We start from the raw sequence: 22,981 nt of genomic DNA on the forward strand, positions 1-22,981 counted from the left end.
GCGATGTCCGCTGCCCACGACGAACCCAACGAACCCGTGCGCTACGAGAAGCGGGGCCCGGTCGCGACGGTCACCATGAACCGGCCCGACTACCGCAACGCCCAGAACTCCGCGATGACCTACGCCCTGGACCGGGCGTTCTACCGCGCGGCCGAGGACAACGAGGTGAAGACCGTCGTCCTGGCGGGAGCGGGCAAGCACTTCTCCGCCGGCCACGACATCGGCACCCCCGAACGGGACGCCCACCTGCCGTTCGAGCGCAGGGCCGGACTGTGGTGGGACCACTCGGACAAGGAGGGCGCGGAGAGCCGCTACGCCCGCGAGTCCGAGGTGTACCTCGGCATGTGCCGCCGCTGGCGCGAGCTGCCCAAGCCGCTCGTCGCGTCCGTGCAGGGTGCCTGTGTGGCGGGCGGTCTGATGCTCGCCTGGGTGTGCGACCTGATCGTGGCCTCGGAGGACGCGTTCTTCGCCGACCCGGTGGTGCGGATGGGCATCCCGGGTGTCGAGTACTTCGCCCACCCGTGGGTGATGCCGCCGCGCATCGCCAAGGAGTTCCTCTTCACCGGCGACCGCATGAGCGCACGGCGCGCCTACGAGGTCGGCATGGTCAACCGTGTCGTCCCCCGCGAGGAACTGGCGGAACGCACACAGGAGCTGGCGCTGCGGATCGCCGAGATGCCACGCCTCGGTCTCGCCCTGACCAAGCGCGCCGTCAACCAGGCCGAGGATCTGCAGGGGCTGCACACCGGCATGGACTCGGTGTTCGGCCTGCACCACCTGGCGCACGCGCACAACGCCGAGACCGCGACCGACGCGCTCGGCGGCATGGACATCCGCGCGATGAAGAAGGCGGGCGGCTGATGGACCTCGACTTCAGCGAGGCGGACGAGGCGTTCCGCGCCGAGGTCCGCGACTGGCTGGCCGCCCATGTGCCGGCCACTCCCCTGCCGTCCCTGGAGAGCGCCGAGGGCTTCGCCGCCCACCGGAGCTGGGAGGCCGAACTGTCCGCCGACCGCTGGTCGGTGGTGTCCTGGCCCGAGGAGTACGGCGGGCGGGGCGCTTCGATCCTGCACTGGCTGATCTTCGAGGAGGAGTACTTCGCCGCCGGCGCCCCCGGACGGGTCGGTCAGAACGGCATCAACCTGCTCGCCCCCACCCTCTTCGAGCACGGCACCGCCGAGCAGCGGGCCCGGGTCCTGCCCGCGATGGCCAGCGGCGAGGTCGTCTGGGCCCAGGCCTGGTCCGAGCCGGAGTCCGGTTCCGACCTGGCCTCCCTGAAGTCGACGGCCCGGCGCACCGACGGCGGCTGGCTGCTGAGCGGGCAGAAGACCTGGTCGTCCCGGGCCGCCTTCGCCGACCGGGCCTTCGGCCTGTTCCGCAGCGACCCGGATGCCGAAAAGCCGCACCACGGGCTGACGTACCTGATGTTCCCGCTGGACGCCGAGGGCGTCACCGTGCGGCCCATCGGGCGCCTCGACGGCAGGCCGGCCTTCGCGGAACTCTTCCTGGACGACGTGTTCGTGCCGGACGAGGACGTGATCGGCGAGCCCGGCGGGGGCTGGCGGGTCGCGATGAGCACCACCGGCAACGAACGCGGGCTCACCCTGCGCAGCCCGGGGCGCTTCACGACCGCCGCCGACCGGCTGACCGCGCTGTGGCGCGAGCACGCCGACCCCACCGACACGGCGCTGAGCGACCGGGTCGCCGACGCGGTGATCGGCGCCCGCGCCTACCGGCTGTTCTCCTACGCGGGCGCCTCCCGCATCCTGCACGACGAGGGCGGACCGGCCGGCGCCGCCTCCAGCCTCAACAAGATCTACTGGTCCGAGCTGGACATCGCCCTGCACGAGACGGCCCTGGACCTGCTCGGCCCGTACGGCGAACTCGCCGACCACGCGCCCGACTCCCCCGCCCACGGCGGCTGGGCCGAGGGCTACACCTTCTCCCTGGCCGGGCCCATCTACGCCGGCACCAACGAGATCCAGCGCGACATCATCGCCGAGCGGCTGCTCGGCCTGCCGAAGGGACGCCGGTGATGCGGTTCCTCCTCGACGCCGAGCAGCGGGAGTTCGCCCGCTCCCTCGACGGGCTGCTCGCCTCCTGCGACACCCCGGCCGCGATACGGTCCTGGGCGGCCGGCGACCACGCCCCGGGGCGGGCCCTGTGGGCGCGGCTGGCCGAAGCCGGGGTGTTCGCCCTGGCCGTGCCGGAACGGCACGACGGGTTCGGCCCGCTGCCGCTCGAACTGTCCGTCGCCTTCACCGAGCTGGGGCGGCACGCCGTCCCCGGCCCGCTGGTGGAGACGGTCGCGGCGGCGGCCCTGCTGGACCGGCTCGGCGACGCGGACGCGGCCGGCGCCCACCTGCCCGGCATCGCCTCCGGCAAGACCGTCGTCTCCCTCTGTCCGACCGCGCTGGGCCCGTACGCCCTGGACGCCGACGCGGCCGACACGGTGCTGGTCGTGGACGGCGACACCCTGCGCGTCGGGGCCCGGCCGGGCCCCGTACAACCCTCGGCCGACCCGGGGCGGCGCCTGTCGCGGCCGTCCGGCGGAACGGTTCTCGCCGAGGGCCCGGCCGTGGCCTCGGCCGCCGCGTACGCGGCCGACGTGGCGGCGCTGGCCACCGCGGCCCAGTCCCTGGGCCTCGGCCGCGCGCTGCTCGCCCGTACCGTCGAGTACGTCAAGCAGCGCACCCAGTTCGGGGTGGCCGTCGGCTCCTTCCAGGCCGTCAAGCACCGGCTCGCGGACACCCTCGTCGCCCTGGAGTTCGCCGAGCCGCTGGTGCACGGCGCCGCGCTCGCGCTCGCCGCCGGCTCCCCGGACGCGGGCCGGGAGATCGCCGCCGCCAAGGTCACGGCGGGCGAGGCCGCCTACCGGGCCGCCCGCACGGCGCTGCAGTTGCACGGGGCGGTCGGCTACACCGACGAACTGGACCTGTCCCTGTGGATCCGCAAGGCCCGCCCGCTGCGCGACGCCTGGGGCACCCCGGCCGCCTGCCGGGCCCGCGTACTGGCCGTCTGACGCGCGCGGCATCGCGCGCCACACCGAGGGGAGCAGCCCGATGAGGCTGACGGAGGAGCAGGAAGAGCTGCGGTCGGCCGTACGGTCGTTGCTGACCCGGCACGAAGGAGCCGCGGCCTGGGGGCCGTTGGCCGAGCAGGTCGGCGTCGCCGGGCTCGCCGTGCCCGAGGAGTACGGGGGCGCGGGCGGCGGCGCCCGGGACGTGCACGTACTGATGGAGGAGCTGGGCCGGAGCCTGAGTCCGCTGCCGTTGCTCGGCTCGGCGGTGCTCACGGCGGGGGCGCTGCTCGCCTCCGGCGACAAGGAGGCCTGCGGACGTCTGCTGCCGCCGCTCGCCGAGGGCCGCTCGGTGGGCACGCTGGCCTGGGCCGAGCGGGGCTCCTGGGAGGCGGCGGCGGTGCGCGCGGAGGCAGTGCCCGGCTCCGGGGACACTTGGCTTCTCACCGGGACCAAGGAGTACGTCCTGGACTGGCCCGGCGTCGACGTGCTGCTCGTCGCGGCCCGTACGGCGGCCGGGGTCTCGCTCTTCGAGGTGGCGGTCGACGCCGCCGGGGCACGCCGCGAACCCGTCGTCACCATGGACGGCACCCGTGGCCAGGCCCGGTGGGTCCTGAGCGGCGCCGAGGGGCACCTGATCGGCGTGGACGGCGACGGGGAGCGGACCCTGGCGCACGTACGGGACCTGGCCTGCGCGGCGCTCGCCGCCGAGCAGGTGGGCGCCGCCGGGCGCTGCCTCGAGCTCACCGTCGCCTACGCGCGGGACCGCGTCCAGTTCGGCCGCCCCATCGGCTCGTTCCAGGCCGTCAAGCACCGGCTGGCGGACGCCTACGTGCTGGTGGAGTCGGCGCGTTCGGCCGCGCTCGGCGCCGCCTTCGCCGCCGACGAGGACCCCTCCGCGCTGCCGCGGGCCGCCGCCGTCGCCAAGTCGGTCTGCTCCGAGGCGTTCTCGGCCGTGGCCGGCGAGACGATCCAGCTGCACGGCGGGATCGGCATCACCTGGGAGCACGACGCGCACCGCTACTTCAAGCGGGCGCACGGAGCGGGCGAGCTGTTCGGCGCGCCCGCCCGGCACCGGACGCGGCTGGCCGCCGGGCTCGGGCTGACCTCGCACTGACCCTGCACGGAACACGCACCCCAGCGAACAGGAGAGGCCCGGAAACATGGACATCGGCAACCCGTTGGACTTCACGGGACGCGTGGTGCTCGTCACCGGCGGCACCAAGGGCATCGGTGCCGTCATCGCCCAGGCGTTCCTCGGTGCCGGGGCCGACGTCGTCGTCTGCGGCCGCACCGCCCCGGACGCCCCGCCGGCGGCACAGGGCCGGGAGGCGGTCTTCGTCCCCGCCGACGTGCGCGATCCCGCGGCGGCGGCCGGGCTCGTCGACAGCACGGTGGAGCGTTTCGGCCGCCTCGACGTGCTCGTCAACAACGCGGGCGGCTCCCCGGACGCCGACGCGGCGACCGTCTCGCCCCGCTTCGTGGAGAAGATCGTCGCGCTCAATCTGCTCGCGCCGTTCTACGTGGCGCAGGCGGCCCACCGCGTCATGCGGGGCCGGCCGGGCGGCGGCTCGGTCGTCAACATCGGCAGCGTCTCCGCCCACGACCCGCAGCCGGGCACCGCCGCGTACACGGCCGCCAAGGCGGGGCTGCTGGCCCTCACCAAGGCGCTGGCCCTGGAGTGGGCGCCGGAGGTGCGGGTCAACCACATCACCACCGGGCTGATCCGCACCGAGAACGCGGCCTCGGTGTACGGGGCGGACGGCGGCGCCTCAGTGGCCGGCGTCATCCCGATGGAGCGGATGGCCGTCCCTGCGGACGTCGCCCGCGCCTGTCTGTTCCTCGCGAGCGATCTGGCCGGCTACGTCAACGGCGCCGATCTCGCGGTGCACGGGGGCGGGGAGTTCCCGGCCCGCTACCTCGCCGCGAAGTCGGCCGGCGGGCAGGGGTGAAGGGGGCCTCGGCTGCCGCGCCCCGCGGCACGGGCGGCGCGGCAGCCAGGGCCCCGCGGTACGACGCCGGTGAGCGCCGAAGACGGAAGAACCGGCCGGGGGCCCGGGTGAGCCGCGCCCTCCCGGGCCCCCGGCGTGTCCACGCACTGCAGGGCCGTCGTGATCGCTCGCCGTGGGGCCGTCGCGCGCGGCTCACCCGGGCGGCCGTGCCGGCGTCCCGGCCGGGCGGGTCGCCGGGCAGGTGCCGGCCACCCGTCCGTCCGAGCGCCCGGCCGTCCGGGCCTCCGGCACGACCGGGCGGCGGCGACGGGCTTCGCGCGGGCGAGGTCACGGCAGGTCGGGGGCCCAGGCGACTCCGTTGATGTGCGAGCCGCCGTCGACGAAGAGCGTGTTTCCGGTGACGTAGCGCGCGCCCTCGCCCGCGAGGAACAACGCCGCCGGGGCGATGTCCAGGTCGGGGTCACCGATCCGGCCCATGGGGTTCATGGCACCGACCTGCTTCTCCAGTTCGGGGTTTTCGCTCATCCTCAGCCGGTAGGCCGCGCTCTTCGCGCCGGGGCAGACGGCGTTGACCACGATCCCGGTCGGGGCCCACTCGCGGGCGGCGGTCCGGGTGAGGGTGCGCAGGGCCTCCTTGGCGGCGTTGTACTCCAGGGTCCCCATGTGGGCGTTCACGCCGTTGAGGCTGCACATGTTGATGACCCGCCCCCATCCCCGCTCCCTCATGTGCGGGAAGGCCGCCCGCATCGCCCAGAACGGTCCGTAGAAGCCGATGCCCAGACCGCGGGACAGCATCTCGTCGGTCTTGTTCTCGACCCGTCCGAGGTCGCCGGTCGCCCAGGCGTTGTTGACCAGGATGTCGACGCCGCCCCACTCCCGCACCGCGGTGTCGACCATCGCCAGCACCTGCGCCTTGTCGCCGACGTCGGTGTGCACGAAGCGGCCACCGATCTCGTCGGCCGTGGCACGGCCGGTCTCCTCGTTCACCTCCGCGACCAGCACCCTGGCCCCCTCGGCGGCGAACCGCCGGGCCACCGCGGCGCCGATTCCGTCTCCGGCGCCGGTGACGATCGCCACACGTCCTTCGAGCTGCATGCCTTCTCTCCTTGCGCTCCGCCGCCGGGCGGCCGGCCGTCCGGACGCCCGGCGGAAATTCCGGTGGTGCGGGGGGACCTGCCGGCCGGTCCCGGTGCGTCGCGGCTGACGGCGGTCCGCGGCTGCACGGCTGCACCGCTCATCCCGTACCGGCCCTGCACCGGTGTCGGCGCGTGGCACACCGCGACCGTCGCGCCGCCGGTGAGCGTGGTGTGCGCCGGACCCACGGCGTACGCGCGCGCCCCGGCCGCATCACCCGCGGGCCGGGGCGGCCTTCCTCAGACCAGGTTGTCCTCCACCGTGAGGCCGAAGGCCCCGCGGCCGTACATGGCCAGGGCCCGTTCCACGTCGTTGGCGACGTGGACGCTGCCCGCGTGGGCGTCGCGCCAGGCGCGCTCGATGGGGTTGCCGCGTCGCAGCGCGTTGCCGCCGGCGGTCTTGAAGAGCAGGTCGATCGCGGCGACGGCCCGTTCGGTGCCCCGGACCTGGTCGCGCCGGGTGCGCAGCCTCAGCTCCATGGGGATCTCCTGGTCCGCGGCGGCGAGTGCGGACAGCTCGCGCAGGTTCCGGTCCATCTGCAGGACGGTCGCGTCGATGTCGGAGGCGGCGCGCGCGATGGCGACCTGGGCGAAGGGGTCCTCGGTGAACCTGCCGCCGCCCAGGCTGAGCCGCACCCGCTCCTTCATCAGCAGCACGTACGCGTCGTAGCCGCCCGACACGGCTCCGATCACCGGTGCCGTGACGGCGCTCGTGAAGATCGCCCCGAACGGCAGCCGGTACAGCGGCCCCTTGTTGACCTGCTGCCCCGGTACCTTCAACTGGGCCTGCTCGTAGTTGCGCAGCACCCGGTGGGCGGGCACGAACGCCGACTCGACGAGGATGTCGTTGCTGGCGGTGCCGCGCAGTCCGACGACGTCCCACATGTCCTCGATGGTGTAGTCGGACCGGGGCACCAGGACGGTGAGGAAGTCCACCGGCCGCCCCTTCGCGCCGACGACCAGGGCGCCCAGCAGGGCCCACGTGGCGTGCTCGCAGCCCGAGGAGAAGCCCCACCGGCCGGTGAGCCGGTAGCCGCCGTCGACGGGCGTGAGCCGGCCCACCGGCGCGTACGAGGAGGAGACGCGGGCGTCCGGGTCGTCGCCCCAGACGTCGTCCTGCGCCCGGCGCGGGAACAGGCCCAGCTGCCAGGAGTGCACGCCCAGGACCGACGCCACCCAGCCGGTGGAGCAGCACACCGCGGAGATCTCCCGCACCACCTGGTAGAAGTCGGCCGGATCGGCCTCCAGGCCGCCGTACCGGGCCGGCTGCAGCATCCGGAACACGCCGGCCCCGGTCAGCTCACGGACCGTGGACTCCGGTATGCGCCGCGCCTCGTCCGCGGCGACGGCCCGTTCCCCGATGGCCGGCAGCAGGGCGCGCACCGACTCCAGAACCTGATTGCCCATCGTCCGTCCTTCCGGCCCTCGCGAGCCGTGTCCGTGCGGCGCGTCGCGGCGCCGCGTCCGTCAGTCGGTGCGCAGCGCCGCCTTGTCGACCTTGCCGGAGGCGTTGCGCGGGAGCGCCCTCAGGACGACGACCTCGCGGGGGACCTTGAAGTTCGCGAGCCGCTCGCGGCACCAGCCGACGAGGGCGTCCGGGTCGGCCCCGGTGCCGGGCCGGGCCGTCACGTACGCCCGCCCGACCTCCCCGAGCCGTGCGTCGGGGACGCCGACCACGGCGGCCTCCGCGACGGCGTCGTGCCCGGCGAGCACCTGCTCGACCTCCGCCGGATAGACGTTGAACCCGCCGACCACGAACATGTCCTTCGAGCGGCCGGTGACGACCAGGTTGCCGCGCTCGTCGAGGTGGCCGACGTCGCCGGTGGTCAGCCAGCCGTCCGCGTCGACGGCCGCCGCGCTCGCCGCCGGGTCGTCCAGGTAGCCGAGCATCACGTTGTGGCCGCGCACCATGATCTCGCCGTCCCGGCCGGCGGGCAGCGGACGCCGGTCGCCGTCGGTGATCCGCACCTCGACGCCGTCGATGGGACGGCCCGCGGTCAGGGCCACGGTTTCCGCGTCGTCGTCCGCGGAGCAGGCGGTGACCGTGCCGCAGCACTCGGTCAGGCCGTAGGCGGTGAGCACCTCGGGGAACAGCTCGGACCGCATGCGCCGGACCAGGGCGACCGGCACGACGGCGGCCCCGGTCACGGCGAGACGCAGCGACGACAGGTCGTAGTGCTCTCTTTCGGGGGCGTCCAGGAGTTCGGTGTAGATCGTGGGCGGGCCGGGCAGGACGGTGATCCGTTCGGCCTCGACGGCGCGCAGGGCCCGGCGCACGTCGAACACCGGTTGCAGCACCAACGTGGCGCCCCGCAGCAGGCAGGCCAGGACACCGGCCTTGTAGCCGAAGCAGTGGAACAGCGGGTTGATGATCAGGTAGCGGTCGTCGCCGGTGAGTCCGGTCCGTCCGCTCCAGGCCCGGTAGGTGGTGAGGTTCTGCCGGTGCGTGGTCAGCGCGCCCTTGGGCCGGCCGGTCGTGCCCGAGGTGAAGAGCAGGTCGGACGGGTCGTCGGGACGCACGGACGCGGTGCGCACGGTGACGTCGGTGTCCGGCAGGTGAGCGCCGTGGGTGAGGAAGTCCTCCCACGGCAGGGTGCCGGGGCGTTCGCCGCCGTCGAGGGTCACCACCCGGGCCAGCCCGGGCAGGGACGGCACCGGACGCGCCTCTTCCCCGGCTTCCTCGCCCTCGCCCTCGCCCTCGCCCTCGCCCTCGCCCAGCATGGCCAGGTAGTCCTTGCCGAGGAAGCCGTTCTCGACGAACAGCAGCCGAGCCGCGCCGCGTTCCAGGAGCCAGCGCGCCTCGGCGCCCTTGTAGCGCGTGTTGACGGGGACCAGTACCGCCCCGGCCGAGGCGACGGCGAGCGCGGCCACCACCCAGCGGTGGCTGTTGGGTGCCCAGACGGCGATCCGGTCGCCGCGCCGCGTGCCGAGCGCGAGCAGCGATTTCACGGCCGCCCGCACCTGGTCGCGCAACTGCGCCCAGGTCAGCCGCACATCGCCGTCCACCAGCGCCTCCCGGTCGGGGGCGCGGTCCACGGCGAGGCCGAGGACGCCGGGAATCGTCAGTGGGGGGTCGGTCTCGCTCATCTGCTCTCCGGGAGGGAACGGCGTGCGCGGTCGGTACGGGTGGCGGGCCGGCGGCGCGCGGAGGTGCGCCGCTCCCCGGTCAGGAGGACGAGGGCAGCAGCCGCTGGGACGCCTCGTGCGCGTCGAGGACCAGTTCGGCGCGGGGGAAGCCGCTGCGCCGCTCGGCGGTCTGGGCGTTGCCCCCGGCGACCCACACGGGTCCGTCGGCGAGGTGTTCCAGCCCCTCCCGGGCGACGTCGTCCGGTTCGGCGACCCGGAGGCCGGGCAGGTCCATGCGCAGTCCGGCGCGTTCCATCGCGGGGGTCCGGGTCACTCCCAGGACCAGTTCGAGGACGTGCACGCCGTACTCCCGCAGTTCCAGCCACAGGCCCTCGGCGAAGACGCGGCCGAAGGCCTTGGCCGCCGAGTAGACGCTGATCCGCGCCTGGCCCATGAAGCCGGAGAGCGAGCCGACCAGCACGATGCCGCCGCGGCGCCGCTCCTTCATCAGGGCCCCGAAGTGGTGGGTGAGGGCGAGCTGCGCGGTGATGTTCAGGTCCAGGACGCCCTGGACGCGGTCGAGGTCGCCGGTGACGAACTCGTGGCCGTAGGAGTTGGCTCCCGCGTTGAAGATCAGCAGGCCGACCTCCAGGTCGTCGGTGACCGAGCGGACCGTCGTCAGGGCTCCGGGGTCGAGCAGGTCGAGGGCGAGGGTGCGGACCTCGACGCCCCGGGCGCGGGCCCGGTCGGCGGTCTCCCGCAGCGGGCCGGGCTTGCGGGCGATGAGGACCAGGTTGATCCCGGCGTCCGCGAGCAGTTCGGCGAACGAGGCGCCGACGCCCTCGGAGCCGCCCGCGACGACCGCCCACGGCCCGTACACGTTCTTGTCGATCATCGAGTACCTCTCTCAGTCCTGGCCCGGCGGTGCCGTGACCGTAGAACGCCCGCCGCCGGGGGCGCCGCCGGAGATCCCACTGGCCGGGAGCGCCATGTCCCGCACGGCCAGCGAGGCGAAGACCATGGCGCTGCCGATGGGGACGCCGGGGCCCGGATAGACCCGGCCCGTGAAGGACGCGCTGGTGTTGCCCGCGGCGTACAGGCCCGGTACGGGGCGGTCGTCGGTGTCGAGGACGCGGGCGTGGGCGTCGGTGCGCAGTCCGCCCTTGGTGCCGAGGTCGGCGAGGACCAGGCGGGCCGCGTAGTAGGGCGGGCGGTCGAGCGGGACCAGGCAGGGGTTGGGTCCGGGGGCGTCGCGGGGGTCGGCGAAGAACCGGTCGTAGGGGTCCTCGCCGCGGTGGTAGTCGGTATCGGTGCCGGTGGCGGCGTGGCCGTTGAAGCGTGCGACGGTGTCGGTCAGGGCGTCGGCCGGGACGCCGATGCGGTGGGCGAGTTCCGGCAGCGAGTCGGCCCGCGCCCAGGTGCCGGCCGCCAGGTGCTCCGCGGGGTCGGCGGGCGGCAGGGCGATGGCGGGGAGGGAGCCGCCCTCGCGGGAGTCGAAGACGAGGTGGACGGGCGTCCGGGCGGCGGCGAGGGCGCGGCCCATGCGGTCGTACGGCAGTGACTCGTTGGCGAAGCGGCGTCCGGAGCCGTCCACGGCGATGCCGCTGCGCAGGCCGAGGGTGAACGCGGCCGTGCCGTCCGGCCGTTCGGTGCCGGGGCACCACCAGGCCTCGTCCATGAGGTCGGTGGCGGCACCGATGCGGACGGCGGCGCGCAGCAGGTCGCCGGTGGTGGCTCCGCGGGGCGCCATGGTCCATGCCGCCCCGCCCGCCACCCCGTGCTCCGCGCGCAGCGCGTCGTCGCCCTCGAAGCCGCCCGCGGCCAGCAGCACGCCGCGCCGGGCCCGTACGGTGACCGTGCCGTGCGCGGTCTCGGCCTCGACCCCGGTCACCCGCCCGTTCTCGGTGACCAGTCCGGTGACCCGGTGCCCGGTGCGCACGGTCGCGTTCCCGGTGCGGGTGGCGGCGAGCAGGAGGCGGCCGATCAGGGCGCGGCCCGCGATCAGCGGCCCGTCGGGGTGCCCCTGGCCCGCGCGGTCCCGGTCGACCGCCGGGCGGACCAGGGGCAGCAGGTCGCCCAGCAGGTCCGGCGACAGGTCGCGTGGCATGAAGGAGCGTCCGGCGTCCATCCGGCCGGGGGCGGCGAAGTAGTCGGGGAAGGCGGACCACTCGAACTCCACGGCCGGGTCGCGTTCGAGCCGGGCGACCAGCTCGGGCGCGTGCCGCAGGAAGGCCTCCCGGCGGTCCGCCCCGGCGTCGCCGACGAGGGCGCGCAGGTAGGCGCGGGCCGCTTCGGTGGAGTCGCCGAGGCCCGCCCGTTCCTGCACCTGGGTGCCGGGCAGCCAGCAGGCGGCCCCGGAGTACGCGGAGGTCCCGCCGAGCAGCTCCGTCCGTTCCAGGACGACCGTGTCCAGGCCGTCCGCGGCGGCCACCAGGGCCCCGGTCATCGCTCCCGCGCCGGACCCGACGACGATCACGTCGTGGGTGGCGTCGTCTCCTCCTCGGCCGTCCCGCATGGATGCCTCTCCTGCCCGTCGGTGGTGTGGGGCTTCAGCAGACCCCGCCGGCGGCGGTGGGGACGGGAGCGGTCCCACTGACCGGTACGGAGGGACGGACAGCACCTGCCGTGACGACCGCGCCGCGCGTATTGTCGAAGGCCGTTGCCGCGACCCAGCGTGTGGAGGAAGAGCGTGCCCAGGATCGCCGAGGCCAGGGCGGGGGCGGAGCCCAGTTCGCCCCGGCAGTACGCACGCCGCCAGAACATCCTCCGGGCGGCGGCGGACATCGCCGCCGAGACGGGGCTCGAGCGGGTGCAGATGCACGAGGTGGCCAGGTCCGCGGGGGTGGCGATCGGCACCCTGTACCGGTACTTCCCGTCCAAGACCCACCTGTTCACGGCCGCGATGGCCGATCAGATCGAGGAATTCGGCGCGCGGCTGCCCGGCCGCGCCGCGCACGGGTCGCCGGAGGACGCCGTCTTCGCGACGCTGGCCGGCGCCACCCGCAATCTGCTGCGCCGGCCGGCGCTCGCCACCGCGATGATCCAGTCGGCGAACTCCGCCCGCGCCTCGGCCGTCCCCGACCTGGAGCGGGTCGACACGGGCTTCCTCGACCTGCTGATGCGGGCCTGGGGGGTCGAACGGCCCACGGAGCACCATGTGGCCCGGCTGAGGCTGCTGACCCTGCTCTGGTACGGCGTACTGCAGTCCCGGCTCAACGAGCGGATCACCCCGGAGGAGGCCGACGCCGACCTGCGGCTGGCCTGCCGGCTGCTGCTCGCCCCCGGGGACGACGGGGTCTGACCCGCCGGCGACCGGGGTCTTCAGCCCGTCGGCGTCTGCTGCGTCCCCGTCGTGTCGAGTCCGGCGACGCTGTAGGCCGCGTAGGTCCGGTACGGGTCACGGCCGCTGAAGTACGGCGTCAGCTGGGCGTCGAGCTCCTGCGGGGTGAAGGTGCCGTCGGCGGCGGTGAACTTGTGTTCCACGGTGGGCGGTGCGAGCAGGGCGACCATGTCGCCGTAGACGACGAAGACCTGCCCGCTGATCCCGTCGGCGGCCGGTGAGGCCAGGTGGGCCACGAGGGTGGCGACCCGCTCGGGGGCCATGATGTCGAGGCCGCCCGGCGCGTTCACGCCCTCGCCGAAGGAGTCGGCGGTCATGGCGGTGCGGGCGCGCGGGCAGATGGCGTTGGCGCGCACGCCGTAGCGGGCCAGGCCCTGGGCGGTGGCCAGGGTGAGCGCGGTGATCCCGGCCTTGGCCGCGGAGTAGTTCGGCTGGCCGGGGGCGCCGAACAGGAAGGCCTCGGAGGAGGTGTTGACGACCCGGCCGTAGACGGGGCCGCCGGACGCCTTGGAGGCCGCGCGCCAGTGCACGGCGGCGGCACGGGAGAGGCCGGCGTGGCCCTTGAGATGGACGCGGATGACGTCGTCCCAGTCGGACTCGGTCAGGTTGAACAGCATCCTGTCGCGCAGCACGCCCGCGTTGTTGACGACGATGTCGAGGCCGCCGAAGGTCTCCACGGCTGCCTCCACCAGGCGGTCGCCCATGGACCAGTCCCCGACGTCACCGGTCACCGCCACCGCGCCCCCGCCCAGGGCCTTGATCTCGGCGACCACGTCGTCGGCCGCCGGGCCGACGTCGTTGACCACCACGTCGGCGCCGAGGCCCGCGAGCGCGAGCGCCTCGGCACGGCCGAGTCCCGCCCCCGCACCGGTGACGACGGCGGTACGCCCCTCCAGGGTGTTCGTCGAGCTCATGCTGCCTCTTTCCGTGTTCCGTCGGGCGGATGGATGTGCCGGCGCACCTCATGCCTGCCGATGGGGTGCGCCTCGCCCGCGAAACTAGTACCGATTCCAGTTTTCGATCCGGTGGTGTCCCGTTGAGTGGGCCCCCGGACGAAGCCGGGCGGACACTCAGACGAAACCGACCGACACGGAGCCGAGTCCCTCGAACTCGGCCCGGAACGCGTCCCCCGGCCGCACGTCCACCGCCCGGGTGCACGAACCCGGCAGCACGAGGTGACCGGCTTCCAGGCGCACCCCGTAGGAGGCCACCTTGCGGGCCAGCCAGGCGACGGCCTCGGTCGGATCCCCCAGCACCGCGCTGGTGTTGCCCCGGGCGATCTCCTCGCCGCCCCGGTACAGCACGGCGGCGATGTCGGCCGGGTCCAGGTCGGCGGGACGCACCCGGGCCGCGCCGAGGATCACGCCCGCGGACGAGGCGTTGTCGGCGATGGTGTCGGCGAGTCCGATCCTCCAGTCCTTGATCCGGCTGTCGATGAGTTCGATGCTCGGCACGATGTACTCGGTGGCGGCGAGGACGTCCGCCGTGGTGCAGCCCTCGCCGGGCAGGCTGCGGCCCAGCACGTACCCGATCTCGACCTCGATCCGGGGGAAGCAGTGGCGGCCCGCCTCCACGGGTGTCCCCTCGGACAGCACCATGTCCGAGAGCAGATGGCCGTAGTCGGGTTCGTCCACGCCCATCATCTGCTGCATGACCTTGGAGGACAGGCCGACCTTGTGCCCGTGGACCGTGGCACCGTCCCGCAACTGCCTTCGGATGTTGAGGAGTTGGATCTCGTACGCGTCGGTGGCGTCGATGTCCGGGTACGTGCTGGTCAGCGGGTCGACCGGGGTGCGGTCGCGCTGTGCGGTCCACAGCAGGTCGGCGGCCTCGGCGCGCTGCGCGGGTTCAAGCATCGGGGGTCTCCTCACGGCCGGGTGCGTCGGGGGCGAAGCGGGCACGACCTCCGGAGAGCACCGTGCGGTCGTCGTCGGCGGCGGACGCCTCGAAGCGGACGCCGGCTCCGTCGTCGTTCCAGCCGCGCAGGGCGAGGCGGTCGCCCGGGAAGACCGGTGCGGCGAACCGGGCCTGAAGCTCCACCAGATCGGCGGGGTGTGCGCCGAGGGCGTCGGCCAGCGGCAGCAGTGCGGCGGCGAGGGTGCACAGCCCGTGCAGGAACGGCCGGGGCATGCCCGCCGCCTTCGCGGCCTCCGGATCGACGTGCATGGCGTGCCGGTCGCCGAGCAGCCGGTAGAGGGCCGCCTGCCGGGAGTGCGTGGTCACGGTCGGCCCGTGCTCGGCCGGCCGGTCCGGGCGGCGCGGGGCGGACGGGCCGCGGTCGCCGCCGAAGCCGCCGCTGCCGGGGGCGAAGAGCGACCAGGTCGCCGTGAAGCGGTCGCAGGACACCTCGACGTCGAAGACGGCGGCGGAGCCCTTGTCCCACACGTCGGCGACCCGCGCGGACATCGTCAGCTCCCCGGCCCGCTCCAACGGCCCCTTCACCACCAGGCGCTGGCTGCCGTGCACGGCGGTGGTGACGTCGAAGGCGCCGAGCGCGCCGAGTGCGTCGGGCGCCCACTGGGCCAGGGTCAGCGCGAAGGTGGGCAGTACGCGCAGGCGTTCCTCGTACACGAGGTCCAGCCGGTCGGCGCCGGCGCCGACCGCGAGGGCGTACAGGATCGCGTCGCGCTCGGTGTAGGAGACGGTGCGGGTGCCGAGGTCGTGGCCCTGCCACGGTGAGGCGGTCGTGGATGCGCTCATCGGTCCGCTCCCAGGATTAGGCCGCTGGTGGGTACCCCGGTGCCGGCGGTGACCAGGACGTGGCCGACGCCGTCCGGCTGGTTCACGGAGGTGCCCCGGACCAGCCGGACGCCCTCGGCGATGCCGTTCATGCCGTGCAGGTACGCCTCGCCGAGCTGCCCGCCGTGGGTGTTCAGGGGCAGCCGGCCGCCGACCTCCAGGTGGCCGTCGGCGATGAAGTCCTTCGCCTCGCCGGGCTTGCAGAAGCCCAGTTCCTCCAGTTGGGGCAGGACCAGCGGGGTGAAGTGGTCGTAGAGGACCGCCGCGTCGATGTCGTCGGGGCCGAGGGCGCTCTGCCGGTACAACTGCCGTCCGACCAGGCCCATCTCGGGGATTCCGGTGATCGTGGGCCGGTAGTAGCTGGTCATCATGTGCTGGTCGGCGCCGAGTCCCTGGGCGGCCCCGTGGATCAGCGCGGGCGGGTGGGGCAGGTCGCGGGCCCGTTCGGCGGAGACGATCACCAGGGCCTGGCCGCCGTCGGTCTCCTGGCAGCAGTCGAGCAGCCGCAGCGGTTCGGCGATCCAGCGGGAGTCGCGGTGGTCCTGCAGGGTGATGGGGCGGCCGTGGAACCAGGCGGCGGGGTTGTTCGCGGCGTGCTTGCGGTCGACGACGGCCACCCGGCCGAAGTCGTCGGTGCTGGCACCGTATTCGTGGAGGTAGCGGCGGGCGAACATGGCCACCCACTGGGCGGGGGTGCTCAGCCCGAACGGCGTCATCCAGGCGTAGGCGGCCCGGTCGGCGGTGGTGTCCATGGGGCGGGCGGCCTGGCCGAGTCCGTAGCGCTCGCCGGAGCGTTCGTTGAACGCCCGGTAGCAGACCACGACGTCGGCGACTCCGGTGGCGACGGCCATCGCCGCCTGCTGGATCGTGCCGCAGCCCGCCCCGCCGCCGTATCCGATGCGGGAGAAGAACGTCAGGTCCCCCATGCCGGTGTTGCGGGCGACATGGATCTCGGAGTTGGTCTCGGCGGTGAAGGTGACCAGGCCGTCCACGTCGGCGGGTTTCAGTCCGGCGTCGGCGAGGGCGGCGAGCACGGCCTCGCAGGCGAGCTGGAGCTCGCTGCGTCCGGAGTTCTTGGAGAACTCGGTGGCGCCGATCCCGGCCACGGCCGCGGCCCGGGAGAGCGGGCCGGCGGTCATCGGGCCTCCCCCGGCAGCCGCAGGGTCACAGTGCCGGTGACGTGGGCGCCCAGGCCGTTGGTGCCCTTGACGGCGAGGTCGACGCTGCGGTCCTCGTCGGACTTCCCGGTCACGGTGCCGGTGAGCACCATGGTGTCGCCGGGGTGATTGGGGACGCCGAGCCGGATGCGGATGGCCTTGACGACGGCGGCCGGGCCGGCCCAGCCGGTGGCGTAGCGCTCGACCAGGCCGTTGCTGGTCAGAATGTTCATGAAGATGTCCTTGGAGCCGCGCTCGCGGGCGAGTTCGGGGTCGTGGTGCACGTCCTGGTAGTCGCGGCTCGCGAGCGCCGTGGCGACGATCAGGGTGCGCGTCACCGGGACCGACAGGTCGGGGAGGACGTCGCCGACGGCCACCTCGTCGTAGGTGCGGGTGGTGGGGAGAGCGGGAGTGTCCGGCCGGGTCACGAGGCCACCGCCCCGCTCGTCAGCAGGGCGCCGAGGCGTTCCAGGTCCGCGCCCGCGCCGCCCAGGGTGGTGGAGATCTGCTTGCCCCACAGGAAGTGGCGGTGCACCGGGTAGTCGGTGTCGACGCCGATGCCGCCGTGCACGTGCTGGACGCGGTGGACGGTGTTCAGTCCGCCCTCGGTGGCCCACCACTTGGCGACCAGGGCGGCCCGGTCGGCGTCCTCGGCGTCGAACGGCTCCGCCGGCGCGTCGGTGGGCTCCGCCAGGGCGTCGACCGCCTGCCACAGCGTGACCCGCATCGCCTCGATGTCGATGTAGCAGTCGGCGAGTTGATGCTGCACGGCCTGGAAGGTGGCGAGCGGACGGCCGAACTGGTGGCGTTCGCGCAGGTGGTCGGCGGCGTACCGCAGCGCGCCCTCGGCCACGCCGAGCTGGACGGCGGCGAGCGCCACGAAGGAGTCGCGGACCACTTCCGCGACGGTCCCGTCGCCGGGCGTGCCGACGGGTTCGCCCGGGGCGCCGTCGAGGGTGAGATGGGCGCTCAGGTCGTGGGTGGTCGTCTCTGCGTGCTCCCAGGTCGCTCCGGGGGCGTCCGACGCGACCAGGAACAGGCCGGGGCCCGTCGCCGTGGTGGCGGTGACCAGGACATGCTGAGCACCGTCCGGCGCGGGTACCACGGCCTTGGTGCCGGTCAGCCGCCAGTGCGGGCCGTCCGCCACCGCCGTCGTCCGGGGCGTGAGCGGGTCGGCGGGGCCGAACTCCTCCAGGGCGACGGTCGGCCGCCCGTCGCCGCCCGCGAGGCCCGGCAGCAGCTCCGCCCGCTGCCGCGCGGTGCCGTGCGCCGCGACGGCGAGGCCACCGACCAGGGCCGGCCACAGCGGTACCGGCGCCACCCGCCGGCCCTGCTCCTGGAGGAGGACGCAGAGCCCCGCCATGCCGAGTCCGGCACCGCCGTCCTCCTCCGGCAGTAGGGCGCCGAGCAGACCGGCCGACGCCAGGTCGGCCCACAGGCGCGCGTCGACACGGGCCGGCGAGGTCTCCACCTCGCGCAGCCGCTCGGGCGTCGCACGGTCGGTGAAGATCTCCCGCGCCAGGTCACGGACCGCTTCGAGCTCTTCTCCCAGGGAGAAATCCATCAGGGCACCTCCGTCGGGGCGGGCCGGAACACCGGCAGGGTCAGATCGGGGTCGGCGTCGAGCCAGTCGAGGACCACGGGCATGCCGATCGCGACGTCCTCGGGCGCGACCCCGGTCAGGTCGGTGATGAGGCGGGTGCCCTCGGCGAGTTCGACGACCGCGACGACATGCGGGAAGTCGAAGGCGGGGTGCCGCGGATGGTGGTTGACGACGTAACTGTAGACGTGGCCGCGGCCACAGGCCTCGACGGTGTCCCACTCCAGCGCGTTGCACTCCGGGCAGCAGGGGCCCGGGGGGTGGCGCAGGGCGGAGCAGGCGGCGCACCGCTGGATGAGCAGCCGGTGCTGCTTCGCGCCGTCGAAGAAGAAGGCGTTGTCGCGGTTGATCGCGGGGCGGGGCCGCAGGGCGGGGGCCGCTTCCGGAGCCGGTCCGGGGACGGTTCGCGGGCCCGGTTCCGGAACCGCCGGGGGCGCCGGAGCCGCAGGGGCCGCCGGGCGGAATCTGAGGGTCCGCCAGCGTTGGGTGGCGACGGTCTCGCCGTGCTGGTCGGTGTACGTCTTGAGGGTGGTGACGAACCTCCCCGTGCCCAGGCCGGTCCGCTTCTCCGCCGAGATCGACTCCACGGTCTCGCGGACGGCGACGTGGTCCCCGGGCTCCAGTTCCCGCAGGAAGGTGAACTCCGAGTCGGTCGCCACCACGGACGTGTAGCCGCCCTCGGCGAGGAGGTCGACCAGCTCGTCGAAGCCGTCCCGCCCGGCCGGCGGCGAGACAGTGGCGGCGTAGCCGCGCATCGTCCAGGCCTGGACCATCGACGCCGGCGCCACCACCCCCGCGCGTCCGGTGGCACGGGCCGCCCCGGCGTCGGTGTGGACGGGGTTGGTGTCGCCCATCGCCTCCGTCCAGTGCCGGATCATCGGCTGGTTGACGGGGTCCTGGGCCGGGGTGAGCGCGCGCAGTTCGCGCCCGGCGAAGGCCTGCAGCCGCTCCTCGTACCCGAGGTCCGGCGGGGTGCTGTGCTGCCCGGTCACGCGCCACGCTCCTTGCGCGGCAGCCCGAGCCCCTGGGTGGCGACCATGTCGCGCAGGATCTCGTTGACGCCGCCGCCGAAGGTGTTCACGATGCCCTGCCGGGAGAGCTGCTCGACCTGCCCGGCGAGGACCGCGCCCGGCGACTCGGGCCGGATGCGTCCGGCGGCGCCGAGGATCTGCGTCAGTGAGCGCTGGACGTCGATGTGGGTCTCGGTGCCGTACGCCTTGGCGGCGCCCGCGTCGGCGCCGGTCAGCGCGTCGGCGGCGACGGCCGCGGTCATCTTCCAGTTCATCAGCCGCATCGCCTCCAGCCGGGCGTGGGTGCGGGCGAACTCCTGGCGCACCCAGGGGAGGTCGGCCGTGCCGTTCTCCCTGGCCCAGTCGAGGACCCGTTCCCAGAGCTGGATCATGCGGCCGCCGAGGGCGGCGAGGCCGATGCGCTCGTGGTTCAGCTGGGCGGTGATCAGCCGCCAGCCGCCGTCCACCTCGCCCACCACATCGCCTGCCGGGACCCGTACGCCGCTGTAGTACGTGGCGGTGACGACCATGCCGCCCACCGTGCGGATGGGGCTCCAGGTGAAGCCCTCGTCGGTGGTGGGCACGATGAGGATGGAGATGCCCTTGTGCTTCGGGGCGTCCGGGTCCGTGCGGGCGGCGAGCCACACGTGGTCGGCGGTGTTGGCGCCGCTGGTGAAGATCTTGCTGCCGTCCACGACGTACGCGTCGCCGTCCCGGACGGCCCGGGTGGTCAGCGAGGCGAGGTCGGTGCCGGCCTCGGGCTCGGTGTAGCCGATCGCGAACACGATGTCGCCGGAGAGGATGCCGGGCAGGAACCGCCTCTTGTGGTCCTCCGACCCGTACGCCATGAGGGTCGGGCCGACCGTGTTGACGGTGACGAACGGGAAGGGCAGGCCGGCCCGCTGGACCTCGTCGAAGAACACGTACTGGTCCTCGACCGGCCGGCCCTGGCCGCCGTACTCGGTGGGCCAGCCGATGCCCAGCCAGCCGTCCGCGCCGAGCCGTTTGACGACCTCGCGGAAGCGGTCGCCGCCGACGCCCTCCTCGCCGACGCGACGGCGTTCGTCCTCGGGCATCAGGCCCGCGAAGTACGCCCGCAGTTCCCGCCGCAGCTCGCGGTGCGCGGCGCTCTCGCGCAGTTGCATGTGTCGTTCTCCTTGGTTGTCGCCGTCGGGCGGACCGGGCCTGCCGGGGAGGGAAGTGCCTTTCAGGGCAGGAAGCGCCCGCGCCCGTTGGCGAGGAACTCGCCGCGCAGCGCGGCCTTGTCGGCGTCGGTCATCGGCGCGTACGCGGGCGCGCCCCGGCCCGCCCAGCGGTACACCGGATCGTCGGTGCGCCAGCCGTCGAGCTGCATCTCCTTCTTGCGCAGCTTGTTGGAGCCGGTGGTGGGCAGTGCGTGCGAGACGCGCACGAAGCGGGGGGCGCCCTTGGTGCCCAGGTCCTCCTGGCGGGCCAGGAACCCCGGCAGGCCGAGGTCCTCGAAGCGGGTGCCGTCGGGGATCTCGAGGGCGGCCATGACCTGGTCGCCGGAGCGTGGGTCGGGGACGCCGAAGACGCCGGCGGCGACGACGCCCGGGTGCCTGCGCAGGACGCGTTCGGTGAGCAGGGCGGAGATGTTCTCGCCGTCGACACGGATCCAGTCGCCGGAGCGGCCCGCGAAGTAGAAGTAGCCGGCCTCGTCCACGTAGCCGAGGTCGCCGGTCCAGTACCAGCCGTGCCGGACGCGTTCGGCGTTGGCGGCCTCGTTGTTGTAGTAGCCCTCGAAGCGGGCGGCGCCCTCGGTGTCGACGATCTCGCCGATGGCCTCCTCCGGGTTGCGCACCCGGCCGTAGGTGTCGAGGACGGCGGGCGGGCAGGTCTCCCGGGTCGTGGGGTGCACGATGCGGACGCTGTCCCGGGCGGGCACGCCGAGCGCGCCGGCCGGCCCGTCGGGTGCCAGCTTGAGCATGCCGCTGCCCTCGCTGGAGCCGTATCCCTCCACGAGACGGCAGCCGAAACGGCTCAGGAAGCGGTCCGCGTCCTCGGGCGAGGCCTCGGTGCCGAAGGCGTGCGTCAGCCGGTTGTCGGCGTCCTCCGGTGTCTCGGGGCGGGCCAGGATGTAGCCGATCGCCTTGCCGACGTACGTGAAGTAGGTGGCACCGAAGTGGCGGACGTCGGGGAGGAACCCCGAGGCGGAGAACTTGCGGGTGAGCGCGATGGTGGAGCCCGCGGTGAGGGCCGGCGCCCACAGGGCCATCAGCGCGTTGCCGTGGAACAGCGGCATCGGGCAGTAGCAGGTGTCGTCGCGCGTGATGTCGTACTTGGCGCTGTTGGAGGCGCCGAGCGCGGCGAGCCTGCCCTGCGAGCAGATCGCCGCCTTGGACGTGCCGGTCGTGCCCGAGGTCAGCAGGAGCAGCATCCGCGTGGCGGCGGTGACGTCGGGGGCGGCGCGCACGGGCCCCGGCCCGGAGTGGGCGGCGAGGCGGCTCGCGTAGTCCGGCTCGTCGACGACGAGGAAGCGGTCCCGCTTCACGCCGACGTCCAGGCCGTCCAGCAGGTCGAGGCCCGCCCGGTCCGTGATGATCAACTGGCAGTCGGTGTGCCGTACTTCGCGTTCCAGTTCGGCACCGCGGCGGGTCGGGTTGATGCCGACGACGGCCGCGCCGGCGAGGGCGGCGGCACCGAGCCAGAAGACGTACTCGGGCACGTTGTCCAGGAGGACGCCGATGTGGAACGGCCCCTCGGTGCGCAGCTCCCCGGCCCAGGCGGCGCGGGCGGCGCTTTCGGCGACCACCTCGTCCCAGGTCCAGGAGTCCTCGCGGGTCAGCAGGCCCGGGCGGTCGTCCCCGGCACGGGCGAGCAGCAGGTCGGCGATCGTCTGGTGTGGCAACGTCGGTCCCTCTCACCCGGTGGACGGGTTTGCCGATGTCGGTACGGAGACGGGTGGCGCGGGATGCGCCGGGTGTTCCGTAGTGGTCGTAGGGCCCCGGGCGGGGTGTGCGGGGCCTCGGGACGCGGGGCGGGCTCCGGGCTCCGGGGCGGCCGGACCGTCCGTGACCCGCTGTCGCCCGTGGCCCGGTCCCGCTCACGGCCGCCCGGTTCCTCCTGCCGTCGGCGACGCTAGCCGCGGGTGGGCCGCCCCACTCCGGGCTGTCCCGCTGACCGGGAGGAATGCGGCCGGCAGCCGGCGACCATGGCCGCCGGCTGCCGGCCGTCAGCCGAAGTTGGCCTGGCCGCCGTCGAGCGGCACCGTGGCGCCCGTCAGGTAACGGGCGTCCGGGCCGCACAGCATCGCCACGGCTCTCCCGATGTCCTGCTCGCAGTCGCCGACGTAGCCCAGCGGGATGGAGGCGCGGAACTCGGCGGCCTCCTCGGGGTGGGCCTCCTGCCACGCCGCGAGGGCGGGCGACACGGCGTGCGGGGCGACGGCGTTGACCCGGATCCCGTCGCGGCCCCACTCGTTGGCGGCGGCCCGGGTCAGGGTGCGCAGGGCGGACTTGGCCGCCGCGTAGGCCCCGTAGGTGCTCAGGTCCCAGCGGACCATGGCCGAGGTGACCAGGTTGACGATCACGCCGCCGTTCCGCTTCAGGTACGGGTGCGCGGCCTTCATGAAGGCGAACGCCGCGAACGGACCGCTCTCGAAGCCCTTGCGGAACTGCTCGTCGCCGAGCGTGAGGAGCGGGCCGTAGCAGCCGGTGTAGGCGTTGTTGACCAGGATGTCGACGCCGCCGAAGTGCTCGGCGACGGCTTCGACCACGCCGGGTATGCGGTCCGTGTCGAGCACGTCGAGGACGAACGGCTGCGCCTCCGCTCCCCTGGCGCGCAGCATCTCGCAGGTCGTCTCCAGCTTGGCCGCCGTCCGCCCGAGGACGGCGACCGAGGCGCCCTCGGAGGCCAGGGCCAGGGCGATGCCCTGTCCCACCCCCTGGCCGGCCCCGCTGATGACCGCGACCTTGCCGTCGAGGTTCCGTACCGGGTGTTCCATG

Annotated in this window: 21 protein-coding genes; 6 read left to right on the forward strand and 15 right to left on the reverse strand. The window is 74.1% G+C overall.

The genetic code is table 11. The features are described from left to right. Window positions 1-3: 3 nt before the first annotated feature. Genes ACIF80_RS25385 through ACIF80_RS25405 form a run of 5 tightly spaced genes read left to right on the forward strand, consistent with a single transcriptional unit; the run spans window position 4 to window position 4,971 of the window. Window positions 4-861: an enoyl-CoA hydratase gene (locus tag ACIF80_RS25385; RefSeq protein ID WP_399808690.1), complete on the forward strand. Its 858-nt coding sequence runs from the start codon at window positions 4-6 to the stop codon at window positions 859-861. Then, window positions 861-2,036 carry an acyl-CoA dehydrogenase family protein gene (locus tag ACIF80_RS25390; RefSeq protein ID WP_399808693.1) on the forward strand — a complete coding sequence of 392 codons (1,176 nt, stop codon included), beginning with the start codon at window positions 861-863 and terminating at the stop codon, window positions 2,034-2,036. Before ACIF80_RS25385 ends, ACIF80_RS25390 begins: the two co-directional genes overlap by 1 nt. Then, window positions 2,036-3,022 (forward strand): acyl-CoA dehydrogenase family protein, encoded by a 987-nt coding sequence (locus ACIF80_RS25395; protein WP_399808696.1) that lies wholly within the window; start codon window positions 2,036-2,038, stop codon window positions 3,020-3,022. Before ACIF80_RS25390 ends, ACIF80_RS25395 begins: the two co-directional genes overlap by 1 nt. 40 nt (window positions 3,023-3,062) lie before the next feature. Further along, window positions 3,063-4,136 (forward strand): acyl-CoA dehydrogenase family protein, encoded by a 1,074-nt coding sequence (locus ACIF80_RS25400; RefSeq protein ID WP_399808699.1) that lies wholly within the window; start codon window positions 3,063-3,065, stop codon window positions 4,134-4,136. Between the two features lie 46 nt (window positions 4,137-4,182). Further along, complete coding sequence (locus ACIF80_RS25405) at window positions 4,183-4,971, forward strand: SDR family oxidoreductase (RefSeq protein WP_399808702.1); 789 nt, start codon at window positions 4,183-4,185, stop codon at window positions 4,969-4,971. A 327-nt stretch (window positions 4,972-5,298) separates the two neighbouring features. Here the strand turns inward: ACIF80_RS25405 and ACIF80_RS25410 are convergent, their stop codons facing one another. The 5 genes from ACIF80_RS25410 to ACIF80_RS25430 all read right to left on the reverse strand — a co-directional run bounded on the left by ACIF80_RS25410 (window position 5,299) and on the right by ACIF80_RS25430 (window position 11,685). Next, a complete protein-coding gene (locus ACIF80_RS25410) occupies window positions 5,299-6,066 on the reverse strand; it encodes an SDR family NAD(P)-dependent oxidoreductase (protein ID WP_399808705.1) in 768 nt (255 codons plus the stop codon). 278 nt (window positions 6,067-6,344) lie between these two features. Beyond that, entirely contained in the window at window positions 6,345-7,511 is a 1,167-nt protein-coding gene (hsaA, locus tag ACIF80_RS25415; RefSeq protein ID WP_399808708.1) for a 3-hydroxy-9,10-secoandrosta-1,3,5(10)-triene-9,17-dione monooxygenase oxygenase subunit, read from the reverse strand. A 60-nt stretch (window positions 7,512-7,571) separates the two neighbouring features. Then, a complete protein-coding gene (locus ACIF80_RS25420) occupies window positions 7,572-9,191 on the reverse strand; it encodes a FadD3 family acyl-CoA ligase (protein ID WP_399808711.1) in 1,620 nt (539 codons plus the stop codon). Window positions 9,192-9,270: 79 nt separating this feature from the next. Then, complete coding sequence (locus ACIF80_RS25425) at window positions 9,271-10,065, reverse strand: SDR family NAD(P)-dependent oxidoreductase (protein WP_399808713.1); 795 nt, start codon at window positions 10,063-10,065, stop codon at window positions 9,271-9,273. A 12-nt stretch (window positions 10,066-10,077) separates the two neighbouring features. Then, on the reverse strand, window positions 10,078-11,685 hold the full coding sequence (locus tag ACIF80_RS25430) for an FAD-dependent oxidoreductase (protein WP_399808716.1): 1,608 nt from the start codon (window positions 11,683-11,685) through the stop codon (window positions 10,078-10,080). Window positions 11,686-11,859: 174 nt separating this feature from the next. Between ACIF80_RS25430 and ACIF80_RS25435 the strand changes: the two genes are divergently transcribed. Continuing rightward, window positions 11,860-12,471 (forward strand): TetR family transcriptional regulator, encoded by a 612-nt coding sequence (locus tag ACIF80_RS25435; protein WP_399808719.1) that lies wholly within the window; start codon window positions 11,860-11,862, stop codon window positions 12,469-12,471. A gap of 20 nt (window positions 12,472-12,491) precedes the next feature. On the opposite strand, the gene ACIF80_RS25440 is transcribed toward ACIF80_RS25435, so the two are convergent. The 10 genes from ACIF80_RS25440 to ACIF80_RS25485 all read right to left on the reverse strand — a co-directional run bounded on the left by ACIF80_RS25440 (window position 12,492) and on the right by ACIF80_RS25485 (window position 22,980). Beyond that, window positions 12,492-13,424 carry a 3-oxoacyl-ACP reductase gene (locus ACIF80_RS25440; protein WP_399808721.1) on the reverse strand — a complete coding sequence of 311 codons (933 nt, stop codon included), beginning with the start codon at window positions 13,422-13,424 and terminating at the stop codon, window positions 12,492-12,494. Window positions 13,425-13,580: 156 nt separating this feature from the next. Then, the gene (locus tag ACIF80_RS25445) at window positions 13,581-14,366 is read right to left on the reverse strand and encodes a 2-keto-4-pentenoate hydratase (protein WP_399808723.1); all 786 of its coding nucleotides are present in this window, start codon (window positions 14,364-14,366) and stop codon (window positions 13,581-13,583) included. Beyond that, on the reverse strand, window positions 14,359-15,210 hold the full coding sequence (locus ACIF80_RS25450; protein WP_399808726.1) for a MaoC/PaaZ C-terminal domain-containing protein: 852 nt from the start codon (window positions 15,208-15,210) through the stop codon (window positions 14,359-14,361). The genes ACIF80_RS25445 and ACIF80_RS25450 overlap by 8 nt, the downstream gene beginning before the upstream one ends. After that, window positions 15,207-16,388 (reverse strand): lipid-transfer protein, encoded by a 1,182-nt coding sequence (locus ACIF80_RS25455; RefSeq protein ID WP_399808728.1) that lies wholly within the window; start codon window positions 16,386-16,388, stop codon window positions 15,207-15,209. The genes ACIF80_RS25450 and ACIF80_RS25455 overlap by 4 nt, the downstream gene beginning before the upstream one ends. Further along, window positions 16,385-16,834, reverse strand: a complete 450-nt coding sequence (locus ACIF80_RS25460; RefSeq protein ID WP_399808731.1) for a MaoC family dehydratase — start codon at window positions 16,832-16,834, stop codon at window positions 16,385-16,387. The genes ACIF80_RS25455 and ACIF80_RS25460 overlap by 4 nt, the downstream gene beginning before the upstream one ends. Then, window positions 16,831-17,970, reverse strand: a complete 1,140-nt coding sequence (locus tag ACIF80_RS25465; RefSeq protein WP_399808734.1) for an acyl-CoA dehydrogenase family protein — start codon at window positions 17,968-17,970, stop codon at window positions 16,831-16,833. Before ACIF80_RS25465 ends, ACIF80_RS25460 begins: the two co-directional genes overlap by 4 nt. After that, on the reverse strand, window positions 17,970-18,998 hold the full coding sequence (locus ACIF80_RS25470) for a bifunctional MaoC family dehydratase N-terminal/OB-fold nucleic acid binding domain-containing protein (RefSeq protein ID WP_399808737.1): 1,029 nt from the start codon (window positions 18,996-18,998) through the stop codon (window positions 17,970-17,972). Before ACIF80_RS25470 ends, ACIF80_RS25465 begins: the two co-directional genes overlap by 1 nt. Further along, window positions 18,995-20,161: an acyl-CoA dehydrogenase family protein gene (locus ACIF80_RS25475; protein ID WP_399808740.1), complete on the reverse strand. Its 1,167-nt coding sequence runs from the start codon at window positions 20,159-20,161 to the stop codon at window positions 18,995-18,997. The genes ACIF80_RS25470 and ACIF80_RS25475 overlap by 4 nt, the downstream gene beginning before the upstream one ends. 62 nt (window positions 20,162-20,223) lie before the next feature. Then, the gene (locus tag ACIF80_RS25480) at window positions 20,224-21,885 is read right to left on the reverse strand and encodes an AMP-binding protein (RefSeq protein WP_399808743.1); all 1,662 of its coding nucleotides are present in this window, start codon (window positions 21,883-21,885) and stop codon (window positions 20,224-20,226) included. Between the two features lie 324 nt (window positions 21,886-22,209). After that, on the reverse strand, window positions 22,210-22,980 hold the full coding sequence (locus ACIF80_RS25485) for an SDR family NAD(P)-dependent oxidoreductase (protein WP_399808746.1): 771 nt from the start codon (window positions 22,978-22,980) through the stop codon (window positions 22,210-22,212). Window position 22,981: the final 1 nt, after the last annotated feature.

Origin of the sequence: Streptomyces sp. NPDC085927, from assembly GCF_044540975.1 — a bacterium.
GTDB classification, from domain to species: Bacteria; Actinomycetota; Actinomycetes; order Streptomycetales; family Streptomycetaceae; genus Streptomyces; species Streptomyces hirsutus.

Coding starts and splice junctions, on each gene's coding strand:
- ACIF80_RS25385 (WP_399808690.1), top strand. CDS start 4: ATGTCCGCTGCCCACGACGAACCCAACGAACCCGTGCGCTACGAGAAG.
- ACIF80_RS25410 (WP_399808705.1), bottom strand. CDS start 6,066: ATGCAGCTCGAAGGACGTGTGGCGATCGTCACCGGCGCCGGAGACGGA.
- ACIF80_RS25400 (WP_399808699.1), top strand. CDS start 3,063: ATGAGGCTGACGGAGGAGCAGGAAGAGCTGCGGTCGGCCGTACGGTCG.
- ACIF80_RS25420 (WP_399808711.1), bottom strand. CDS start 9,191: ATGAGCGAGACCGACCCCCCACTGACGATTCCCGGCGTCCTCGGCCTC.
- ACIF80_RS25445 (WP_399808723.1), bottom strand. CDS start 14,366: ATGCTTGAACCCGCGCAGCGCGCCGAGGCCGCCGACCTGCTGTGGACC.
- ACIF80_RS25390 (WP_399808693.1), top strand. CDS start 861: ATGGACCTCGACTTCAGCGAGGCGGACGAGGCGTTCCGCGCCGAGGTC.
- ACIF80_RS25485 (WP_399808746.1), bottom strand. CDS start 22,980: ATGGAACACCCGGTACGGAACCTCGACGGCAAGGTCGCGGTCATCAGC.
- ACIF80_RS25405 (WP_399808702.1), top strand. CDS start 4,183: ATGGACATCGGCAACCCGTTGGACTTCACGGGACGCGTGGTGCTCGTC.
- ACIF80_RS25450 (WP_399808726.1), bottom strand. CDS start 15,210: ATGAGCGCATCCACGACCGCCTCACCGTGGCAGGGCCACGACCTCGGC.
- ACIF80_RS25455 (WP_399808728.1), bottom strand. CDS start 16,388: ATGACCGCCGGCCCGCTCTCCCGGGCCGCGGCCGTGGCCGGGATCGGC.
- ACIF80_RS25475 (WP_399808740.1), bottom strand. CDS start 20,161: ATGCAACTGCGCGAGAGCGCCGCGCACCGCGAGCTGCGGCGGGAACTG.
- ACIF80_RS25465 (WP_399808734.1), bottom strand. CDS start 17,970: ATGGATTTCTCCCTGGGAGAAGAGCTCGAAGCGGTCCGTGACCTGGCG.
- hsaA (WP_399808708.1), bottom strand. CDS start 7,511: ATGGGCAATCAGGTTCTGGAGTCGGTGCGCGCCCTGCTGCCGGCCATC.
- ACIF80_RS25425 (WP_399808713.1), bottom strand. CDS start 10,065: ATGATCGACAAGAACGTGTACGGGCCGTGGGCGGTCGTCGCGGGCGGC.
- ACIF80_RS25440 (WP_399808721.1), bottom strand. CDS start 13,424: ATGAGCTCGACGAACACCCTGGAGGGGCGTACCGCCGTCGTCACCGGT.
- ACIF80_RS25430 (WP_399808716.1), bottom strand. CDS start 11,685: ATGCGGGACGGCCGAGGAGGAGACGACGCCACCCACGACGTGATCGTC.
- ACIF80_RS25395 (WP_399808696.1), top strand. CDS start 2,036: ATGCGGTTCCTCCTCGACGCCGAGCAGCGGGAGTTCGCCCGCTCCCTC.